The organism is Flavobacterium sp. PL002, from assembly GCF_054165825.1.
Window position 1 is genome coordinate 1,589,109 of record NZ_CM135110.1, and the last position, 18,631, is coordinate 1,607,739.

The window sequence follows — 18,631 nt, forward strand, 5'->3', positions numbered from 1 at the left end:
CTATTTTATTACCGTTATTGATCCTTTTATCATTTTATTATCCTTTGTTGTTATAATATAATAGTAAACTGGGTTTATATTTTTAAAATCTATATCTGTTGAAGGCCAATCATTTAAATAATTATCCGTTTGTAATACTATGTCACCAGAAGCACTTATAACAATTACGTTTGTATCTGAACCACTCAAATATTCCTGTGGTAGGTCCCAAGTATCATTAATTAAATCTCCATTTGGACTAATTAAATTTGGAATATTTACAGACTCACTAGTAAGTCTAACAACAAACGGAATTTCTTCATTAATATTACATGTACCCGCTTGAGAAATTATAATCTTATAACTTCCGGAAGTAGTGAGCTCGTAAACATTAGAAGTTTCACCAGCAATTGGATTGTTATTAAGATACCATTGGTAAGTTGGTGAAGGCGCATCAGTAGTAGCTGTAACTATTAAAACATCACCTTCTTCTATTACGTTACTGTCTGGAACATCTATAGTACTATTTATTGATGCTCCTTGTAACTCAATGGTAGCAGTAGCTTGGCAACCACCAAAATCTACTTTCACATCATATTTACCAGCAACAGTAGCTTGATAACTTTTAGTTGTTGCGCCATCAATTTTTACATCATCCTTAAACCATTGGTAACTGTTACCTGTAATAGCAGTTAAAGTAGTGGCTCCTTCAGAAGGGCAAAATGGATTCCCTTGACTTGAAGTTATTGATGCTGTGGCACTCGTTGCAGATTCAAAAACTTCAACTCTATTAGAATACGAATCCGAAGTACAAGTTCCATAATTAGTTTCAACATAGTACTTACCAGGAGAATTTACAGTGTAGCTACCTCCACTTCCGCTAACCAAACGAGTTGGAGCTACTAAAACACCATTATCTTTGAACCAATTATAAGTTAATGTACTATACTGTAAAGGAGAATTTGTAACTCCATTACCATTAGGATCAACACTTAAAACATAGCTACTCCCAGCACAATAAGTAGCGTTAGGGATTGCATTATTAATAGTGTATTGTGTATCGTGTGGTTTGTAATAAGCAGCAAAAACATTAGACTTTTGAGGACTATTACTAGCTGCTGGTGCAGTACTTCTAATTCTAATTTGATATTTTTCTCCTGAGATAGTTTCTGGAAAACTTACCGTAGTTTTATCACCAGTATTTTTTATCTCTCCCGCAGCAGTTGTGTGTATAATAGTAGGACTAGAAAAATCGCCATCAGGAGAAGACAACTCAATTATAAATTGATTTGTAGGATCTAGAGCTGGAGATACCGAAAAATTAATTTGAATATCAAATGTGTTAAATGTAGGATTAGCACAAGCTTGAGTATAACCCAGCGTAGGCTTACCAATTATCATTTGTGCAAATACGGTATTTGTTAATGGTAAAACCAAAATCAAAATATAAAGAAACTTTTTTATCATTAGAGGCGGCTATTGTTCCTACTTTAAAAATAATTCTAAAACAAACACAAGGAATTGATGAACCAGATCATCAATTCCTTGCTTAAAATATTGAAAATCAAACAGGTGTCTTTTCGTAATTAATATTTACTTGAAGCAGTTATTTTACCAATGTTTAATCTATAATCAGGACGTTTAGGGTTAAAAATATCAATAAACGTCTCTTTGTTATCTCCTTGAGAATAGTAGTTTGAAAAACTACCGTTTCCGTACCAACTCTCTAAGTCAGTATTATCTGAATTGTATTCTGTAAAAATATTTCCCTTACATAAGTTGAAATACATTTCTTCAAATTTAATTTTCTTTAAATTTACTTCGTTAATTTCAATTCCGTTATTTAATACAATAGCAGGATTAAAACCTGAAATAACTGTTCTTTTCATTTCGATACTTGCATCATTACCTACATAAACCGCTTCTTTAACTAATCCTGATTGTATATCAGCATTAATATTTTCACTATCATTTAACATTGTAATATTGTAAGCAACAACTGAAGTGTGTTTTTTAGAAAAATCAGTTTCTTCTTTTTTATCATAAGAAGCAATTTCCATACAACGAGAACCGTCTTTATTTCCTGATAAGTAAGAAGAACGTACCGCTAGTGAATTGAAAATTTTACTTTGAACTCCTTGTGTAAATTTAAAGTCATCATTTATAGTATGAAATGAAACTAGTTTTGAAGCATTAACTTCTCCACCAATGAAAGTAAATGAGTCACCTCCAGAATAGCTAACCATCACATTCTCTAAAATAGTTTTATTACCTACTCCTGCAAAAGTTATTGCATTTAATGGTTGTGAACCTTTTACTCTTTTACCAGCAAACTCAACTCTTACAAAACGCATAACACCTGAATTACTCGCAACATTGTTACCACCATAAATAGTCATTCCTGGATTAAAGTCATATAATAACGAGGACATGTTTCCGAATTTATTAATTGGTGCGTCACCAAGAAAAACAATTCCTCCCCAATCTCCAGATTTTTTTACTCCTCTATTAGAACTAAATACAATAGGGTCTGTTTCTAAACCATCCGCCATAATTTGACTTCCTTTAGTAAAGATTAAAGTTCCTTTTGTATCAAAATCACCAATAATAACTGTTCCTGGTTCGATTGTTAAAACTGCATTGTTAGTTACATAAACATTTCCTTGAAGTAAGTAAACGTTTCTTTTTAACAACTTAGTGTTTTCTGAAATAACTCCAGCAAGTATTTGGTTCGCTTCTCCAAACTCTACTTTATTAGGTTTGAATTCAGTCCAGCCGTACAACCAGTTTGTATACCCCATAATACCTTTTTCTTGTTGAGCATTTGCGCTACAAACAACAAAAAAAGTAATCCAAATAAGATGTAATGTTTTTTTCATGAGAAGTTTAGATTTTAATAGATTAATTGCGAATATCCTTTCGAGATAATTAATATAGTTAATATAAATGAACTGTATTAAACGTTTAACCTAAATAGTTACAATAAATAATTTTATTGAAATTTTATTTATATTCATTAAATAAGTGCAAAGACTTAATTGTGCTTTCGTAAAATAAAATTCCTGCAACAAGATTTTCAGTATCAGCATAAGGAATAATTCTTCTTTGATACTCAACTGTAGATGTTAAATAAGCCTCTGCTGCCTCAGCTTGTCCATCTTGTAATTTTTTCTTATCGCCATCAAACGGAATTCCTAGATCAATCATTGTTAGACCCGGTTTTGTTGCTAACGCTATAAAAGGTAATGTTTTTGTCAATACTTTTATTCTTTCAATATATAATTCTAATAATTCCCCTTTTTGCATCCCTCTCAATTCATCTTGAGTATGATAACCACGTATAACTGCGGTTGTACTAATAATACTTTGAGGTGCATTTTTATTTTGCGATAAAATAACTTGACTAGTAAAAAACATACATAGTCCTAAAAAAATAATTTTCCCTTTCATAAAAATTGTTTTGTTTTTTGTTATAATTAAACAAATTTATACAAATTAATTCAACAAACAACTATAATACAATAAATTATAATTTTTTGTTAAAAAAAACTTTTAAAATCATCAACAATGAATGTTAATAAGTTTTTCTTGCACTCCTACTATTTAATTACTTTTTTGTTGATTTTTAAATTTAATAATTCAAAATTACTTAATTACTGGTTTTGTAAATCTTTGTTTGCCAATAACTAATAGCGACTAATGCTTACTGAACCCTTCAATAGAACTAGAGCCAATATGTTATAAACAATATCCATGCCACTATTTACATACCCAACTAAAAATAAATTAAATTGTTGAAAATAAACTAAAAATAAATTATTTAAACTATTACTTCAAATACAACAATAAGTAATTTAACTACAAAAAACCATTTTTATTGTATCAGGCAAAAACAATAAGTATAAAATTTAAACTTTCCTTATGAAAATTTTCGTCTAATCCATTTTCTATTATCTTTGCTCTATGCAATTTTCTGAAATACTAGGACAAGAACACATTAAGAACCATCTGACAAAAAGTGCCGACTTAGGAAGGATTCCGCATGCACAATTATTTGTTGGACCGGAAGGTAGCGGAACTTTAGCCATGGCAATTGCCTACGCACAATACATATTATGTAGCAATCAAAATGGTGAAAACAATGGTACAAATGAGTCCTGTAATATAAAATTCCAAAAATTATCACATCCCGACCTACACTTTGCTTACCCAACAGTGACTACTGACTCTGTAAAAAGAAGTCCAAAAAGTATTGATTTCATTACAGAATGGAGGCAATTTGTCTCTCAAAATCCTTATGGAGGTTTATTTGACTGGTATGCCATTCTAGGAGTACAAAATAAACAAGGTGAAATTAGGGTTGATGATGCGCAAGAAATATTAAAATCACTTTCGCTTAAAGCGTATGAAGGTGGCTATAAATTCATGCTGGTTTGGATGGCTGATAAATTAAATATCGCTGCCTCCAATAAATTATTAAAATTACTAGAAGAACCACCAGAAAAAACAATATTCATTCTGATTTCTGAAAATGAAGAAGATATTATTCAAACTATTCGCTCGCGTTGCCAAATACTACACTTTAATGGTTTAACCGAACCTATAATTGCCGAAGCGCTTGTAGCACGTGAACAAGTAGAACCTAAAATTGCTGCAAAAATTGCGCATCAAGCACAAGGAAATTACAATATTGCTTTGCATTTATTGCATGATGATAGCGACGCACATCCATTTGAACAATGGTTTGTAACTTGGGTTCGTGCCGCTTTTAAAGCTAAAGGAAATGCTGCAGCAATACAGGACTTAATTCTATGGAGCGAAAAAATAGCTGCACTTGGTAGAGAAGCTCAAAAGAAATTTTTGGAATTTTGTATCGAAATGTTTCGCCAAGCACTACTCATTAATTATGAAACAAAAAGTTTAGTATATTTTGAACCCAAAGTCGAAAAATTCAAATTAGAGAACTTTGCTCCTTTTGTTAATGGAAACAACATACAAGAAATTTTCACTGAAATCTCTGATGCCATGTATCATATTGAGCGTAATGGAAATGCTAAAATTATTTTAACTGATTTATCGATAAAACTCACACGCCTCATCCATAAAAAATAACGATATGAATAATGTAGCCTCCATGTTAATTTTAGTTTTTCTAGCCGTATCCTTCATCCAATCAGGATACGATAAAATATTTTATTGGAAAGACAACCTAGAATGGTTAAAAGAGCATTTCGCTCAAACTAAACTAAAAAATCATGTTCCCCTGGCGCTATTGAATGTATTAATTTTAGAAATGATCTCAGGTATACTTTGTATTGTAGGTTGCATTCAGTTAATCGTAAATAACGAAAGACTATTTGGATTCTATGGAGCTATATTTTCTTGTATTACATTGATCATGTTACTTTTTGGACAACGATTAGCAAAAGACTATGATGGAGCAAGAACCATTGTAATCTATTTTATTCCAGCTGTAATGGCTGTTTTTTGGTTAAACTAAAAATAAAAACACCTTATTTACATTTATAAAAACATGACACCAAAACATCCTTCAGAATCTATAACAATCTTAACCGATTTAGTTTTACCAAGTGAAACAAATCCGTTAAACAATCTTTTTGGTGGCGAATTGTTAGCCCGTATGGATCGCGCAGCAAGCATAGCAGCACGCAGACATTCGAGAAGAATTGTAGTAACAGCATCAGTAAATCACGTGGCTTTTAATAGAGCAATTCCTTTAGGGAGTGTGGTTACGGTCGAAGCCAAAGTATCGCGTTCGTTCAAAAGTTCGATGGAAATTTATATTGATATTTGGGTAGAAGACAGAGAATCAGGTAATAAAACCAAAGCAAATGAAGCAATTTATACCTTTGTAGCCGTTGATGACACAGGAAGACCTGTTGAAGTACCCCAGATTATACCCGAAACTCCTTTAGAAAAAGAACGTTTTGATGCCGCATTAAGACGCAAACAATTGAGTTTGCTACTAGCCGGAAAAATTAAACCCGAAGACGCCTCAGAGTTGAGAGCATTATTTATTTAAATCGTATAGAACAAGACTTTTTATCTTTAATTATTCTGAAAGGAGAAAAATTTAATTAAAAAAAAAGAACTAATTTTACGAAACATTAATCTTAAATGTAAATGAAATTTGACGAAATCAAGATGTTTCTGCTAATTTCTTAGAGCAATAAAAAAATACAAATGAAAGAAAAGGTAAAAGAGAAGATGAATACAGAGAAAGAAGCCAAATTAAAAGCCTTACAGTTAACGCTTGACAAACTAGACAAAACTTACGGAAAAGGAACCGTAATGAAAATGGGAGATAAAGCCATTGTTGAAGTAGAAACTATTTCATCTGGATCTCTAGGAATCGATTTAGCATTAGGAGTTAATGGCTATCCAAAAGGAAGAATCATTGAAATATATGGTCCAGAATCTTCTGGAAAAACAACCTTAACATTACACGCTATTGCCGAAGCTCAAAAAGCAGGTGGAATAGCTGCTTTTATTGATGCAGAGCATGCATTTGATAGAAACTATGCTGAAAAATTAGGTGTAGATATTGAAAACTTAATTATCTCACAACCAGATAATGGAGAACAAGCATTAGAAATTGCTGAAAACTTAATTCGCTCTGGCGCAATTGATATTGTGGTTATTGACTCGGTTGCTGCTTTGACTCCTAAAAGTGAAATTGAAGGAGAAATGGGAGATTCTAAAATGGGTCTTCATGCACGATTAATGTCACAAGCATTAAGAAAGTTAACTGGAACAATTAGCAAAACCAACTGTACTGTTTTCTTCATCAATCAATTGAGAGAGAAAATTGGAGTTATGTTTGGAAACCCTGAAACTACAACGGGTGGTAACGCGTTAAAGTTCTACGCTTCAGTACGTTTAGACATTCGTCGTTCTACTCAAATTAAAGATGGAGACAACGTATTAGGAAACAGAACTAAGGTGAAAGTAGTAAAAAACAAAGTGGCACCACCATTTAAAATAGCTGAATTTGATATCATGTACGGAGAAGGAATCTCTAAAACTGGTGAAATATTAGACCTTGCAGTAGAATTTGAAATTATTAAAAAAGCAGGTTCATGGTTTAGTTACGGTGAAACAAAATTAGGACAAGGACGTGATGCGGTAAAATCTTTAATTAAAGACAATCCAGAATTAGCGGATGAACTTGAGGTTAAAATCAAAGAAAGAATAAAAGAATTAGCTGATGCTTAATCTTCTATAATCGAATAATTTAAAAATTCCCGGATGAAAATTCGGGAATTTTTTTTTATAATTATTTTTGTGAAGCAACCTTTTAAATAATTTGGTATCTATAAAGAGTATTAACCAATAAAATTTAAAAAAATGAAAAATTTAAAATTAAAAGTAGTTGCATTAGTATTATTTGTTTCTGCTGGATTTACTTCCTGTAGTAAAGATGATGAACCATCACTGGTAACCAAAACAGCATTTGTAACAGTGGTTGAGGGAGCCGAAACTGCAACTGTAAATCAAGAACTAACTTTCAATCTTACTTACAACGTTGAAAACAACTGTGGTGTTTTTAATAAATTTATTGAAACAACTGCAGAAAAAACTACAACTGTAGTAGTTCAAACTAAATACGAAGGAAGCAATTGCACAACTGATGCGGCTACAAAAACAACAACATATCAATTTAAGGCTACTGCAGCTGGAACTTATATGTTGAAATTTCAAAAAAATGCAACGGAATATATCACTAAAACAATCGTTGTAACTACTGCATCTTAAAAAATTAATAGCGGCCGGACAATTTTCGGTCGCTTTATTTTTTATGTTTCTCAATTTCAATTTATAGCTTTAAAAAAAGTTGCTTTTTTAACGCAACCTTTTTTGTTTTATCGACTCTTTATAAAAAGACCTACAGGATATCTTAGCAATTATAAACTTTGTACCATGAAAAAAATTATATTATTTTTAGCTTTAATCGTTTCCTTATCAGCCTGTACACTTGATAATGATAACAACGATTATTACACATACCAAGTCCTTCCAATAACAAGTTATGTACTCCCTGAAACTTTTACATTAGGACAAACCTACAGCATTACCTTAAAATATCAAAGACCAACGGCTTGTGATCTATTTCAAGGCATTTATTACAGTAAAGACTTAAATACTAGAACAATAGCCATACAAACTGCTACTAAAAATAATCAAGCCTGCACACAGGAATTACCTGAATTATCAGAAACCAAATTTGATTTTAAAGTAACTAATACGGGATCGTATATTTTTAAGTTCTTTAAAGGGAAAGATATTGAAGGAAAAGATACCTTTGAAGATGTTGAAATTCAAGTTGTTGAAAAAAATTAAAACCTGTGATATTAGAGCAACTCATAGCTGAATGTAAAAAAAACAATCCCAAAGCACAAGAACAATTGTATAATTTGTTCTCAAGAAAGTTCTTTGGTGTTTGTTTAAAATATTCTAGCAACTATGCTGATGCACAAGATAATTTACAAGATGGTTTTTTAATTATTTTTCGAAAAATAGAACAGTACAGTGGTAAAGGTTCGTTTGAAGGATGGGCCAAAAGAATTCTAATCAACTCGGCACTGCAAAAGTTTAAAGGCGTTCGTTTTATGGAAGTATTAAACGAGAACATTCCAGAAATTGAAGTCGAAATTGACGAAGAAGGGGTACCGTTAGATTATTTGATGCAAATCATACAAGAGCTTCCTGACCAATACCGCATAGTGTTCAACTTGTATGTTTTAGACGGCTATTCACACAAGGAAATTAGCGAAATGCTCAAAATTTCGACAGGAACAACCAAATCAAATTTACATAGAGCCCGACTATTACTAAAAGAAAAAGTGGAAAACCGAATAGAAAATAAGCTAGAATCATCGGCAAAATGAAAGAGAAAAAAAACATAGACCGCTTGTTTCAAGAACAATTGAAAGATTTTGAATCGATACCAGATCCCCAAATTTGGTTAAACATTGAAGCCGAGCTAAAGAAAGATAAGAAAAAACGAATGGTTATACCGTTCTGGTTTCGCTATGCAGGAAATGCAGCAGCCTTACTATTAGGCTTTTTGCTATTTCACAATTACACTACTTCCCCAACTGATATTAATAGCACTACAGTGGTAACTACCATTGATACTATTAATAAATCGAATGCGCTTACTAATGAAAATAAAGAAAAGTCCCCCTTGCTTCCCATCAAACAAACACAGCAAGTTGTAGTAACTAATCCTAAAAACAGTAACGATGATGAAAAAGAAAACACAGTTGTTGTATCCGCTAAGGAAAACAAAAAATCAAAAAATACTAAAGCGAATTCTCCGTTTCATATCCCAAAAAATAATACATCGGTAAATCAAGCTATTGTAAGTAAAACTGAATCGAAACAAAATATTTCGAGAAAACAACCCACTTTAAAACACTCTGAACAAACTAATGATTCCGTGCTAGATCAAGCAGTTGTTAGTCGATCTGAATCGAAAGACAAAATTTTGGTAAAAAAAGCAGTTATAAATCACTCCACTTCAAATACTGATTCAGTGACAAACGAAGGAATCGCTACTAAAAATGAGTTAAAAAAAGAGACCGTAAATACTACCTCATTAGCCGAAAATCCCACACATTCGAATAACATAAAAGATAATGCAAACGTTATTATTCAAGCATCAGTAGCCAACAACAAAATCGATGAAAATTTAGCAACAACCGAAACAAAAAAAACGGAAGAAAATAACGCTACAACTCCCAATGAATTAGAAGCGATTTTAAAAAGCAAAACAACTAAAGATACACAAATAGCTCAAGTTGTATCTAAGAAATGGGAAATAGCACCTAATATTGCGCCTATTTACTTGCAATCAAGTGCTGGCGGATCGCCTATTGACAATAACTTATCAGAAAACGCAAAAACTGCTGACAAGACAATGAGTTATGGGATTGGGATTAAATATGCTTTAAATCGCAAAATAGCGCTTCGTACAGGGATAAATAAAGTTGTTTTAGGTTATAACACTAATGACGTCTATTATTCAGCTGGATTCGCCTCTAATAACATGGCGAATATTACTTATAGTCCTACTGCTGCGGTTGAACTGAAAAGTGCAACGCAATACAACTCCTTCTCTCCAACTGAAAAAGAAATCCAGCAGACAAATCTAGGTAGCATCAATCAAAAAATGGGGTATTATGAATTTCCATTAGAAGTATCATATGCACTCTTGAATAAAAAAATTGGCGTAAGCATTATTGGCGGATTCAGTACTTTGTTTCTCAATGAAAATAGTATTGCATTAGAGTCTGCTCAGGCTAATATTTCATTAGGAGAGGCCAATAACTTAAACAAAGTGCATGTTAGTTCTAATTTTGGAATCGGTTTTAAGTATCAATTTTTAAAATCTTTTCAGTTTAATTTTGAGCCAATGGTTAAATACCAACTCAATACTTTTTCTAAAAATGATAATGATTTCAAACCGTTATTTATTGGTTTGTATTCTGGAGTTAGTTACCGTTTCTAAAACGATTTAATTGATTTAAAATAGTTTCTCTAATTCCTTCGCGAAGGTCTTTCCTATCCAAACTCGTTTTGCCTAATGTGTGTACCACTTTACTAACATGAACACGCATAATTCCTGGGCTACCGCTAAGGAAGGTAAACGAAAAACGTTTTTTATTATCGGCAAACGTAATGGGAACAATTGGGATTTGGTGCTCAATTGCAAGTCTAAAAGCGCCGTCTTTAAAACTGTCTAACTCGACCGATTCATCATCAGGAACGCCACCTTCAGGAAAAATACAAACACTTAAACCGTTGTCAATGCGCTTTTGCGCCTGCTTGAAAACTTCTAATCGACTTTTTGAAGAACCTCTATCCACTAAAATACAGCTGCGTTTATAGAAAAAACCAAATAATGGAATCTTTGACAATTCTTGTTTTCCAACAAAAACAAACGGATTTTTTATAACTGCCAGCATCAACATAATATCAGTCATTGAAGTATGGTTTGCCACAATCATATAACTTTTATTAGGTTCAAGCTTTTCTTCTCTTTCTATTTTATAGTAAAACCCCATTCCGAATAGAATGAATTTTGACCAAATACGGGCCATTTTAAAAAAATAAGGATATCCTTTATCTGTGCTGATAGAAGCTACGAGTAACGGAAACATGATCAAAATAGGAATGGCCATTAATACATAAAACCAAATGCGCCAAAGTGTCCAAAGAATAATTTTTATGCCTTTCATGTGTCCAAAAATAGGAAATCAAAAGTTATATTGCGTATAAATTTTTGATTTGTAGCAAATTTCTGCGTTACGACACAATGAGAGGCAATTCGCTTGCTTTATTTTAGATTAAAATAAAACGACTATCAGCTACAAGATTTCTAATTAGAAAGGCGATCACATTTCACAAATTTTCGCAGAATATTTATAAATGATCTACTGAAATCTCTAAAATCTGTGTACTCTTTTTTTACTGTCCAAAACGGAAAGCCATAAAATTAATTTAAAATAGTTTGTACAACGATTTACAAATTGAGGCTGCTAGTTGTGCAGAGTCATAATAGCCCTAAGCAAATTCCTTGCATTCAATTTCAGCTAATGTTTGCGTAAGTTTTCAAAATTTACCTCTAAAATAGAAAAAAATTTGGCGAACTTTGCACATAAGAAAAAAATCATAATGGCAAAAATACTTACTGGTGTTCAAAGTACAGGAACACCTCATCTAGGAAACTTATTGGGAGCAATTATTCCAGCGATTAAATTATCAAATGATCCTAAAAATGAATCATTTCTATTTATAGCTGATTTACATTCGATTACTCAAATAAAAAACGGAGAAACTTTAAGAACAAATACCTATAGCACTGCCGCAGCTTGGCTTGCTTGTGGATTAGATGTTAATAAAGTGGTTTTTTACCGCCAATCAGATGTGCCACAAACAGCCGAATTATCTTGGTATTTGAGTTGCTTTTTTCCATTTCAACGCTTGACATTAGCACATTCCTTTAAAGACAAAGCAGACCGTTTAGAGGATGTAAACGCAGGATTGTTTTCTTACCCTATGTTAATGGCAGCAGACATTTTATTGTATGATGCAGAGGTAGTTCCGGTGGGAAAAGACCAATTACAGCATTTAGAAATTACCCGTGATGTTGCGTCTCGTTTCAATCACCAAATGGGTGAAACGTTTGTTATTCCTGAAGCTAAGATTCAAGAAGACGGCATGTTGATTCCGGGAACAAATGGTGGAAAAATGAGTAAGTCAGCCAATAATTTGATTAATATATTTCTTGATGATAAAGCATTGCGCAAGCAAGTGATGTCTATAGAAACAGATAGTACGCCACTAGAAGACCCAAAAAACCCAGATACTTGCAATGCTTTTGCCATTTATTCATTGATGGCAAGTGAAGAGCAGTTAGCAGCGATGCGTGCGAATTATGAAGGCGGAAACTACGGATATGGTCACGCTAAACAAGCTTTATTTGAATTAATTTGCGAAACCTTTAAAACCGAAAGAGAGAAATACAATTATTATATTAACAACCTTTCAGAAGTAGATGCTTTGTTAAAAGTAGGCGCTAAAAAAGCAGCTGTAGTTGCTGATGGTGTTCTTGCAAAAGTAAGAGTGAAACTAGGTTTTGAGGCGCTTTAAATAGTATTTAAAATTATAATAATCCCCTTTCTATTTTTATACAGAAAGGGGATTTTTTATATCGCTTCAAACAATTTCCCTGGCAGCGGCCTTACAACGCCTTTCAATTCCATATTGAGTAGTATTCCTGAAATCCTGTAAATAGGAAAATCACAGTGCAATGCAATAATATCCATTAATTCTTTTCCCGTTTTCAATAGGTAATCATATATTTTTTGTTCATCATCATCTAGTGTGACAAACAATTGTTTTTGGACCGGTTTTACTTTTTTCTCAATATCCCAATTTAAGATATACACAACATCCGCAGCGCTGGTGAGTAAATTTGCTTTTTGAGTTTTGATTAAGTTATTGCAGCCTTGACTGTACTTATCAGAGGTACGACCAGGCACCGCAAATACATCGCGGTTGTAATCATTTGCCATGTTTGCTGTAATGAGTGATCCGCCACGGTCAGCCGATTCTATGACAATAGTTGCTTCACTCATTCCAGCAACGATGCGGTTTCTACGCACAAAATTTTCTTTATCTGGATTCGACGTGCTCCAAAACTCGGTCATAAAACCGCCGTTCTCCTCTACTCTAGCCACATATTTTTTATGTGTTTTAGGATAAATTTGGTTCAAACCATGTGCCACTACACCTATTGTTTGCAATTTATATTCCATCGCTAATTGATGGGCCACAATATCTACACCATAGGCAAATCCGCTTACAATTATGGGGTCAAGCGGTGATAAGTCCTCAATAAGCTTTCGGCAGAAGTCAGTTCCGTAAGACGTGATTTGCCGTGTACCGACAATACTAATTATTTTTCGGTTTTTTAAATTGATGTTTCCGGAAGAGAACAGTAAAACTGGTCCATCAATACAATGTTTCAAGCGATCTGGATAATCCTCATCTAGAAAAAAAGAAACTTTTATATTATCAGCAGCTATGAATTCTAATTCTTTAGTGGCTTTATCAAAAACCGTTTGGTCTTTTAAGTTTTTAAGTAATGCAGCGCCTACGCCATCAATGGCAGCAAGTTGGGAGGTTTTAGTTTTAAAAACAGCCTCGGCATTACCACAATGCGTCAACAATTTTTTGGCTATTATGTCTCCTACACCCTCTACTCTTTGTAATGCTAGTAAATAAAATAAATCTTGTTCAGTCATGTTAAATTATTGGTGCTGAAATATATACATAATTTATGGGAATTGTTAATAAAAATTGTGAATAAAATTTTGATAACTATTTTCATTGCCTAACTTTGTAACTATGAACATCGACTCTTATATATCTCAGCTTTTATATCGTTATCAATGTGTTACCGTTCCTGGTTTTGGTGCATTCCTTACAGAAACACAGTCAGCACAGTGGGTTGAAAGCGCAAATTCATTTTTTCCACCAAAAAAAATGATTTCTTTCAATACCAATTTAAAAAATAACGATGGATTATTAGCTAACCACATTGCGTCTAGCGAAAACAAATCGTACAACTACGCTGTAAATGCTATTGAATACCAAGTAGTAAAATGGAAAAAAGCATTAGAAAGTAATGAAGTTTTAGTTTTAAACAACATAGGAACTTTACGTCTTAATGCCGACAGTAATTTGGTATTTAAACCATCTGAACAAACTAATTACTTATCAAGTTCGTTTGGTTTAGCCTCTTTTGTTTCTCCGGTAGTTAAAAGAGAATTATTTGAACAAAAAATAGAAGCAATTATTGAAAGAGCACCAATCACTCTGGAAACTGAAGAGGAAGAAGCAACTTCAAGTCGTTCTTATTTAAAATACGCAGCTATTTTTGTATTAGGTTTAGGCTTGACAGGAAGCATAGGCTATCCGCTTTATCAAAACCAAATTGCAACTGAGACTGTTTTAGTAGAATCTACTGTTCAAAAACAAGTTGAAACCAAGATTCAAGAAGCTACTTTTTTTATTAAAAGCCCAATGCCAGCTGTAACACTTTCTTTATCAGAAGGTAAATTACCATATCATGTAGTTGCGGGTGCTTTTAGAGATGAAAAAAATGCCATTAAAATATCTAAAAAATTAGCTAACGAAGGTTTTAAAGCACGTTTGTTAACTATAAACAAACACGGTTTATATCCCGTAGTTTATGGAAGTTATGCTACACTAGCAGAAGCTGAAAAAGCAAAACGTGAAATTCATGAAAGTAAAAATCCAGAAGCTTGGGTTTTAATTGAAGCGCTTTAATTTAAATCGAATACTATATAAAAACCTCCAATGGCATTAATTTGCTCTTGGAGGTTTTTAATTTAACAGTGTTTTCATACTTGCGTCAGTTGCGTTTAATAAGCTTGTTTAAGCGCTTTATTGTAATAAATTATTGAAAGTTACATTAGTTATAGTTATTATCAAAATCTTCTCTAAAATGACTTAAAAAACCACTAAAACGACAAAGGCGATTTAGAACTTTCTAAATCGCCTTTGTTATATGCATTGATGTTGCTTATTTACTTACTAATGTGGTATCAATAAAATTCTCTTCATCAATTACGTTCTTTAATTTTTCATTCCTTGGGATCAGGTTAAGCATCATAGAATTGACTACTCTACTCTTAGTTAAATCAGGTTTGATAATCCTTGCTTTGTGGTACAGTCCTAGCATTTCTCGATTGCTTCTTGAATTACTATTATTGATTACAAGCAATCTATAATTGTTATTATCGAATGGATCCAGCTTTATACTAAAAAGTAAAATCTCATCGTCTGACTCTTGAATTATGGGTTCGTATAGCGTTCCCTCCTCTTCTACTCCCTTTTTTTTACTACGATAGTAACTATCATAATCAGCCAAGAACATTTCGCTTTTAATTTGGCTTGGTTCATAACCTAGCATCAGTATCGATTGTTCAGAAGCATTGTCTAAATGATAGGGCGTATTTACCTGTTGATCGAACCTTCCCAGCCATTGATAATCGAGCTGCTTGTTATATCGTTCTTTAATAAATGTTGCCAAACCTTGTTTTAAACCTATCATCACGGCTCTAAATTGAGCGCTTTTGATTTGTGAACCAAAATCAAAGAGTACATAACCAGGCGTGCTGGTATTTGTTCTAAATATTTTTTGAATACTGTGGTTTACTAGGTCTTCAATACTAATTGTTTCTACTTTCATACTGTTGCTTTTAACTTGTGAAATAGAAAGCTGTAGTGCTGCTTACAAATTCACGATTTCACTAATTTGTAAGTCCCCTTTTACATTAGTATAATTAGGAATATCTGCAGCAAATTTCTCAGCGTGCGGGAAAAATGATGCCTGAAAAGATTCCATAGTATCAAATTTTAAATCTACGATCACTGCAAAAGGAGCTGGCTCTCCGGGAGCTCTTCCTGCTAAACCTACTGTTAATTCCATTCCTTTTAAAGCATCTCCTAGAGATTCACTAATCATTGGAAGGTGAGAATTTTTATAGTAATCTAAGTCAAATGTTGTGTCAGCACCGCTAGGGTACATTACGCTTACTTTTATCATGGTATTTTTTATTTAAAGTTATAAAAAAAACCTTATTTTAATTACTAGAACTTTCTCCTGTTACGTATTCCCGCAGCCCGACTTGAGTGGAGCTCTTTTTTATGTAGCGTAGCGCAGTAAAAAAAGCGGGAACGGAAGGCGGAATAGCTGCCCAAATAATTAAAATAAGGTTTTATGGAAATCTATCTAGTGACGGATTATTTTTTTGACCAAGCAAATTTTTGGAATCCAGCGTCAACAGGCGTATTTGCAATGTGATTTGTATAGTTACTAATCACTTTTTGAGATAAACCTAAGATGATATCTAGTACTTGTTGTTCCCCGTATCCTGCAGCATAAAATGCATTTAATTCATCTTCAGAAACGTTTCCACGGTTGCGAACCATGCTTAATGTAAAGGTACGTAAAGCTTCTAATTTAGCATCAGCTAATGGAGTTTCGTTACGTAAAGACTCGATAATATCGTTGTCTACTTTCATCATGTGAGCGATTCCTGTGTGTGCTGGAACGCAGTAATGACAGGCGTGCTCTACGTTGATTGCTTGCCAAACTACTGTTAACTCATCGTTGTTAAAAGACGAAGCTACAAATAATTCATGTAAAACTTGGTATCCTTTTAAAGCGCTTGGAGATGCAGCTAATACACCGTGTAATCCTGGAATCATTCCGTATGCTTTTTGAGAATCTTGTAATAATGCTTTGCTTTCTTCTGGAGCAGACTCGATAGAGTGAATTTTTAAAGTTGTCATAATTGTGATTTTTAAATTGTTGTTATTTTAATATTATATTTCTAAGCATTTGCTTAGTAATAGCACAAAAAAAAGCTAGAGGTTTTTGAACGTTAATTCAATATAATCTTCTATTTCTTGTTTATCGTTGACTCTTGATGCTGCGGCAAGTCCGTGCTTTGCTAGTAGCAAATAATTCGCTTGCTTTAATACCGTTTGTTCGTCTTTACTTTTATCAGTTCGAATTTTTTCTATGAATAACTGCTTGATGCCACCCATAAATTCTACCATTTGTGTATTAATGATTTGGTCTTCTGCTTCTGAAAATTCGTTATAAGTATTGGTCAGGAAACATCCTTTGTAATCCCCTATCTCGATTGGAACTTGAACCGAATCATAGAAAAAATCTTTGATGTCTTCGATTCCGTTTGTGCCGTTTTTAAACTTATCAAACATGCAGCTTACTTTGCTTTTATAGCATTTTAAACTTTCTAAAAAAAGCCCTTGCTTGCTACCAAAACTAGCATAAATCGAAAATTGATTAATTCCCATTTCCTTCTCTAACATACGAACAGAGGTTTTTTCATACCCATTGCGCCAGAACAAAGACATTGCTTTTTCTAATACTTCTTGTTCGTTATATTGTTTACTTCTTGCCATTACTATTTTAATACTGTACAAAACTAAGCAGATGCTTTGAAATAAAAAAACAATTAACAATCTTTAACATTATAATATAAAAAAGCGGCTTGAGTACATCTCAAGCCGCTTTCTGCAAGTTTAGTTTACAAATTATATAACCTGCAAGTTAAGCAAGCTGATGAAAATTAAAACTTTCCGTTTGTATTTTTCCAAGTGTCTTGAGATGCAATCTTCTCTACAACATCCCAGTGTTCAGCAATTTTGCCATTCTCTACTCTAAACAAATCATAGAAAGCATTATGGTCTGCGCCAAAGTGACCTTCACTAACAACTAGTACAAAATTACCTTGACCTAAAACTTTATGAATTGTATCGTATTTCATAAAAATACCTTGTTGTGCTAATGCTCCTAACGCACCACCTAAACCTGATAATTGGTCAGGAATGTTAGGATTGTGTTGGATATAATCATCACCATTAAAGTACCCTGCTAACTTTTCCATTTTACCATTAACTAAAATATCAGAAACGAAATTCTTTACTAATACTTTATTTTGTTCTGTTTTATCAAGATCTTTAAGTTCTGTTGCACCATCAATCATTGAATGTCCGCTTGGGTTTGCGGCCGCTGGAGTTTCTTGTAGGTTATCCCAATGTTCGACGATTTTTCCGTTTTCGAATCTAAAAATATCAAAACCTATTTTTGGTCCAAAGAAATTATAATCTGTTTGTGTGAAAATAAAATCACCATCTTCAAAGGCACGAACTGTATTTACTTTAGCTGAATTAGCAGGTACCATTTGTAAAAGTGCGCCAAAACCAGCTACGCCATCTGCTACCCCTAGATTGTGTTGAATGTATTTATCAGGATTTATGTAAGAAGCAGGTTCGTGAGCTCCTGTTTCAATGCTTTTCAATAAAGCAACTACTTTTTGTTTATTTGAAATTTCCATGCTGTTTTCTTTTTTGATTTTTGATTTTTTAGCTGTTTGGCTGTATGAAGTCGTTAGACCTAAGCCAAGAATTAATGCTGCGCTTACTATTACTTTGTTCATTTTTTTATTGTTATAAATTGATGATGCAAAGGTGCGACGGTAATCAAAAAATAAAAGGATAC

The 18,631-nt window shown here is 33.0% G+C and carries 21 protein-coding genes; 11 read left to right on the forward strand and 10 right to left on the reverse strand.

The genetic code is table 11. The features are described from left to right. Positions 1-1,416, reverse strand: coding sequence for a T9SS type B sorting domain-containing protein (locus tag ACVEGE_RS06855; RefSeq protein WP_225738105.1), 1,416 nt, complete (start codon positions 1,414-1,416; stop codon positions 1-3). Here ACVEGE_RS06855 and ACVEGE_RS06860 point away from each other — a divergent pair. Beyond that, on the forward strand, positions 1,404-1,532 hold the full coding sequence (locus tag ACVEGE_RS06860; protein WP_255505343.1) for a hypothetical protein: 129 nt from the start codon (positions 1,404-1,406) through the stop codon (positions 1,530-1,532). The genes ACVEGE_RS06855 and ACVEGE_RS06860 overlap by 13 nt on opposite strands. A 33-nt stretch (positions 1,533-1,565) precedes the next feature. On the opposite strand, the gene ACVEGE_RS06865 is transcribed toward ACVEGE_RS06860, so the two are convergent. Next, a complete protein-coding gene (locus ACVEGE_RS06865) occupies positions 1,566-2,858 on the reverse strand; it encodes a hypothetical protein (protein WP_173855408.1) in 1,293 nt (430 codons plus the stop codon). Positions 2,859-2,982: 124 nt separating this feature from the next. Next, positions 2,983-3,429: a hypothetical protein gene (locus ACVEGE_RS06870; RefSeq protein ID WP_173855407.1), complete on the reverse strand. Its 447-nt coding sequence runs from the start codon at positions 3,427-3,429 to the stop codon at positions 2,983-2,985. A gap of 513 nt (positions 3,430-3,942) precedes the next feature. Between ACVEGE_RS06870 and ACVEGE_RS06875 the strand changes: the two genes are divergently transcribed. The 8 genes from ACVEGE_RS06875 (at position 3,943) to ACVEGE_RS06910 (ending at position 10,513) form a co-directional block, all read left to right on the forward strand. Beyond that, positions 3,943-5,091: a DNA polymerase III subunit gene (locus ACVEGE_RS06875; protein ID WP_192500781.1), complete on the forward strand. Its 1,149-nt coding sequence runs from the start codon at positions 3,943-3,945 to the stop codon at positions 5,089-5,091. A gap of 4 nt (positions 5,092-5,095) precedes the next feature. Beyond that, a complete protein-coding gene (locus ACVEGE_RS06880; protein WP_173851583.1) occupies positions 5,096-5,479 on the forward strand; it encodes a DoxX family membrane protein in 384 nt (127 codons plus the stop codon). A 33-nt stretch (positions 5,480-5,512) separates the two neighbouring features. Continuing rightward, on the forward strand, positions 5,513-6,022 hold the full coding sequence (locus ACVEGE_RS06885) for an acyl-CoA thioesterase (RefSeq protein ID WP_173851581.1): 510 nt from the start codon (positions 5,513-5,515) through the stop codon (positions 6,020-6,022). 185 nt (positions 6,023-6,207) lie between these two features. Continuing rightward, complete coding sequence (gene recA, locus ACVEGE_RS06890) at positions 6,208-7,215, forward strand: recombinase RecA (protein WP_192500783.1); 1,008 nt, start codon at positions 6,208-6,210, stop codon at positions 7,213-7,215. A gap of 132 nt (positions 7,216-7,347) precedes the next feature. Next, positions 7,348-7,755: a hypothetical protein gene (locus ACVEGE_RS06895; protein WP_192500780.1), complete on the forward strand. Its 408-nt coding sequence runs from the start codon at positions 7,348-7,350 to the stop codon at positions 7,753-7,755. Positions 7,756-7,920: 165 nt separating this feature from the next. Then, positions 7,921-8,340, forward strand: a complete 420-nt coding sequence (locus ACVEGE_RS06900) for a hypothetical protein (RefSeq protein ID WP_192500779.1) — start codon at positions 7,921-7,923, stop codon at positions 8,338-8,340. Positions 8,341-8,345: 5 nt separating this feature from the next. Beyond that, positions 8,346-8,888: an RNA polymerase sigma factor gene (locus ACVEGE_RS06905; RefSeq protein ID WP_192500778.1), complete on the forward strand. Its 543-nt coding sequence runs from the start codon at positions 8,346-8,348 to the stop codon at positions 8,886-8,888. Next, entirely contained in the window at positions 8,885-10,513 is a 1,629-nt protein-coding gene (locus ACVEGE_RS06910) for a porin family protein (RefSeq protein ID WP_192500777.1), read from the forward strand. Before ACVEGE_RS06905 ends, ACVEGE_RS06910 begins: the two co-directional genes overlap by 4 nt. Here the strand turns inward: ACVEGE_RS06910 and ACVEGE_RS06915 are convergent. Then, positions 10,497-11,243, reverse strand: coding sequence for a lysophospholipid acyltransferase family protein (locus tag ACVEGE_RS06915; RefSeq protein WP_192500776.1), 747 nt, complete (start codon positions 11,241-11,243; stop codon positions 10,497-10,499). The two genes, ACVEGE_RS06910 and ACVEGE_RS06915, sit on opposite strands and share 17 nt — an antisense overlap. A 436-nt stretch (positions 11,244-11,679) precedes the next feature. On the opposite strand from ACVEGE_RS06915, the gene trpS reads away from it, so the two are divergent. Then, positions 11,680-12,657: a tryptophan--tRNA ligase gene (gene trpS, locus ACVEGE_RS06920; RefSeq protein WP_192500775.1), complete on the forward strand. Its 978-nt coding sequence runs from the start codon at positions 11,680-11,682 to the stop codon at positions 12,655-12,657. 56 nt (positions 12,658-12,713) lie between these two features. Here trpS and dprA read toward each other — a convergent pair whose 3' ends face one another. Next, on the reverse strand, positions 12,714-13,814 hold the full coding sequence (gene dprA / locus ACVEGE_RS06925) for a DNA-processing protein DprA (RefSeq protein ID WP_192500774.1): 1,101 nt from the start codon (positions 13,812-13,814) through the stop codon (positions 12,714-12,716). Between the two features lie 103 nt (positions 13,815-13,917). On the opposite strand from dprA, the gene ACVEGE_RS06930 reads away from it, so the two are divergent. After that, a complete protein-coding gene (locus ACVEGE_RS06930) occupies positions 13,918-14,862 on the forward strand; it encodes an HU domain-containing protein (protein ID WP_192500773.1) in 945 nt (314 codons plus the stop codon). Positions 14,863-15,118: 256 nt separating this feature from the next. Here the strand turns inward: ACVEGE_RS06930 and ACVEGE_RS06935 are convergent, their stop codons facing one another. The 5 genes from ACVEGE_RS06935 to ACVEGE_RS06955 form a co-directional block, all read right to left on the reverse strand. Then, positions 15,119-15,787 (reverse strand): hypothetical protein, encoded by a 669-nt coding sequence (locus ACVEGE_RS06935; protein WP_192500772.1) that lies wholly within the window; start codon positions 15,785-15,787, stop codon positions 15,119-15,121. Positions 15,788-15,829: 42 nt separating this feature from the next. Continuing rightward, on the reverse strand, positions 15,830-16,144 hold the full coding sequence (locus ACVEGE_RS06940) for an EthD family reductase (RefSeq protein ID WP_173839004.1): 315 nt from the start codon (positions 16,142-16,144) through the stop codon (positions 15,830-15,832). 197 nt (positions 16,145-16,341) lie between these two features. Beyond that, on the reverse strand, positions 16,342-16,893 hold the full coding sequence (locus tag ACVEGE_RS06945; RefSeq protein WP_173851561.1) for a carboxymuconolactone decarboxylase family protein: 552 nt from the start codon (positions 16,891-16,893) through the stop codon (positions 16,342-16,344). Positions 16,894-16,968: 75 nt separating this feature from the next. Next, positions 16,969-17,532: a TetR/AcrR family transcriptional regulator gene (locus ACVEGE_RS06950; RefSeq protein WP_192500771.1), complete on the reverse strand. Its 564-nt coding sequence runs from the start codon at positions 17,530-17,532 to the stop codon at positions 16,969-16,971. A gap of 167 nt (positions 17,533-17,699) precedes the next feature. Continuing rightward, on the reverse strand, positions 17,700-18,569 hold the full coding sequence (locus ACVEGE_RS06955; RefSeq protein WP_192500770.1) for a nuclear transport factor 2 family protein: 870 nt from the start codon (positions 18,567-18,569) through the stop codon (positions 17,700-17,702). Between the last annotated feature and the right edge of the window lie 62 nt (positions 18,570-18,631).

Excerpts from the sequence above, each read along its gene's own strand:
- ACVEGE_RS06950 (WP_192500771.1), bottom strand. The coding sequence starts at position 17,532 with ATGGCAAGAAGTAAACAATATAACGAACAAGAAGTATTAGAAAAAGCA.
- ACVEGE_RS06940 (WP_173839004.1), bottom strand. The coding sequence starts at position 16,144 with ATGATAAAAGTAAGCGTAATGTACCCTAGCGGTGCTGACACAACATTT.
- ACVEGE_RS06895 (WP_192500780.1), top strand. The coding sequence starts at position 7,348 with ATGAAAAATTTAAAATTAAAAGTAGTTGCATTAGTATTATTTGTTTCT.
- ACVEGE_RS06945 (WP_173851561.1), bottom strand. The coding sequence starts at position 16,893 with ATGACAACTTTAAAAATTCACTCTATCGAGTCTGCTCCAGAAGAAAGC.
- ACVEGE_RS06935 (WP_192500772.1), bottom strand. The coding sequence starts at position 15,787 with ATGAAAGTAGAAACAATTAGTATTGAAGACCTAGTAAACCACAGTATT.
- recA (WP_192500783.1), top strand. The coding sequence starts at position 6,208 with ATGAATACAGAGAAAGAAGCCAAATTAAAAGCCTTACAGTTAACGCTT.
- ACVEGE_RS06915 (WP_192500776.1), bottom strand. The coding sequence starts at position 11,243 with ATGAAAGGCATAAAAATTATTCTTTGGACACTTTGGCGCATTTGGTTT.
- ACVEGE_RS06885 (WP_173851581.1), top strand. The coding sequence starts at position 5,513 with ATGACACCAAAACATCCTTCAGAATCTATAACAATCTTAACCGATTTA.
- ACVEGE_RS06865 (WP_173855408.1), bottom strand. The coding sequence starts at position 2,858 with ATGAAAAAAACATTACATCTTATTTGGATTACTTTTTTTGTTGTTTGT.
- ACVEGE_RS06910 (WP_192500777.1), top strand. The coding sequence starts at position 8,885 with ATGAAAGAGAAAAAAAACATAGACCGCTTGTTTCAAGAACAATTGAAA.
- ACVEGE_RS06875 (WP_192500781.1), top strand. The coding sequence starts at position 3,943 with ATGCAATTTTCTGAAATACTAGGACAAGAACACATTAAGAACCATCTG.
- trpS (WP_192500775.1), top strand. The coding sequence starts at position 11,680 with ATGGCAAAAATACTTACTGGTGTTCAAAGTACAGGAACACCTCATCTA.
- ACVEGE_RS06955 (WP_192500770.1), bottom strand. The coding sequence starts at position 18,569 with ATGAACAAAGTAATAGTAAGCGCAGCATTAATTCTTGGCTTAGGTCTA.
- ACVEGE_RS06900 (WP_192500779.1), top strand. The coding sequence starts at position 7,921 with ATGAAAAAAATTATATTATTTTTAGCTTTAATCGTTTCCTTATCAGCC.
- ACVEGE_RS06870 (WP_173855407.1), bottom strand. The coding sequence starts at position 3,429 with ATGAAAGGGAAAATTATTTTTTTAGGACTATGTATGTTTTTTACTAGT.
- dprA (WP_192500774.1), bottom strand. The coding sequence starts at position 13,814 with ATGACTGAACAAGATTTATTTTATTTACTAGCATTACAAAGAGTAGAG.
- ACVEGE_RS06930 (WP_192500773.1), top strand. The coding sequence starts at position 13,918 with ATGAACATCGACTCTTATATATCTCAGCTTTTATATCGTTATCAATGT.
- ACVEGE_RS06880 (WP_173851583.1), top strand. The coding sequence starts at position 5,096 with ATGAATAATGTAGCCTCCATGTTAATTTTAGTTTTTCTAGCCGTATCC.
- ACVEGE_RS06860 (WP_255505343.1), top strand. The coding sequence starts at position 1,404 with ATGGTAAAACCAAAATCAAAATATAAAGAAACTTTTTTATCATTAGAG.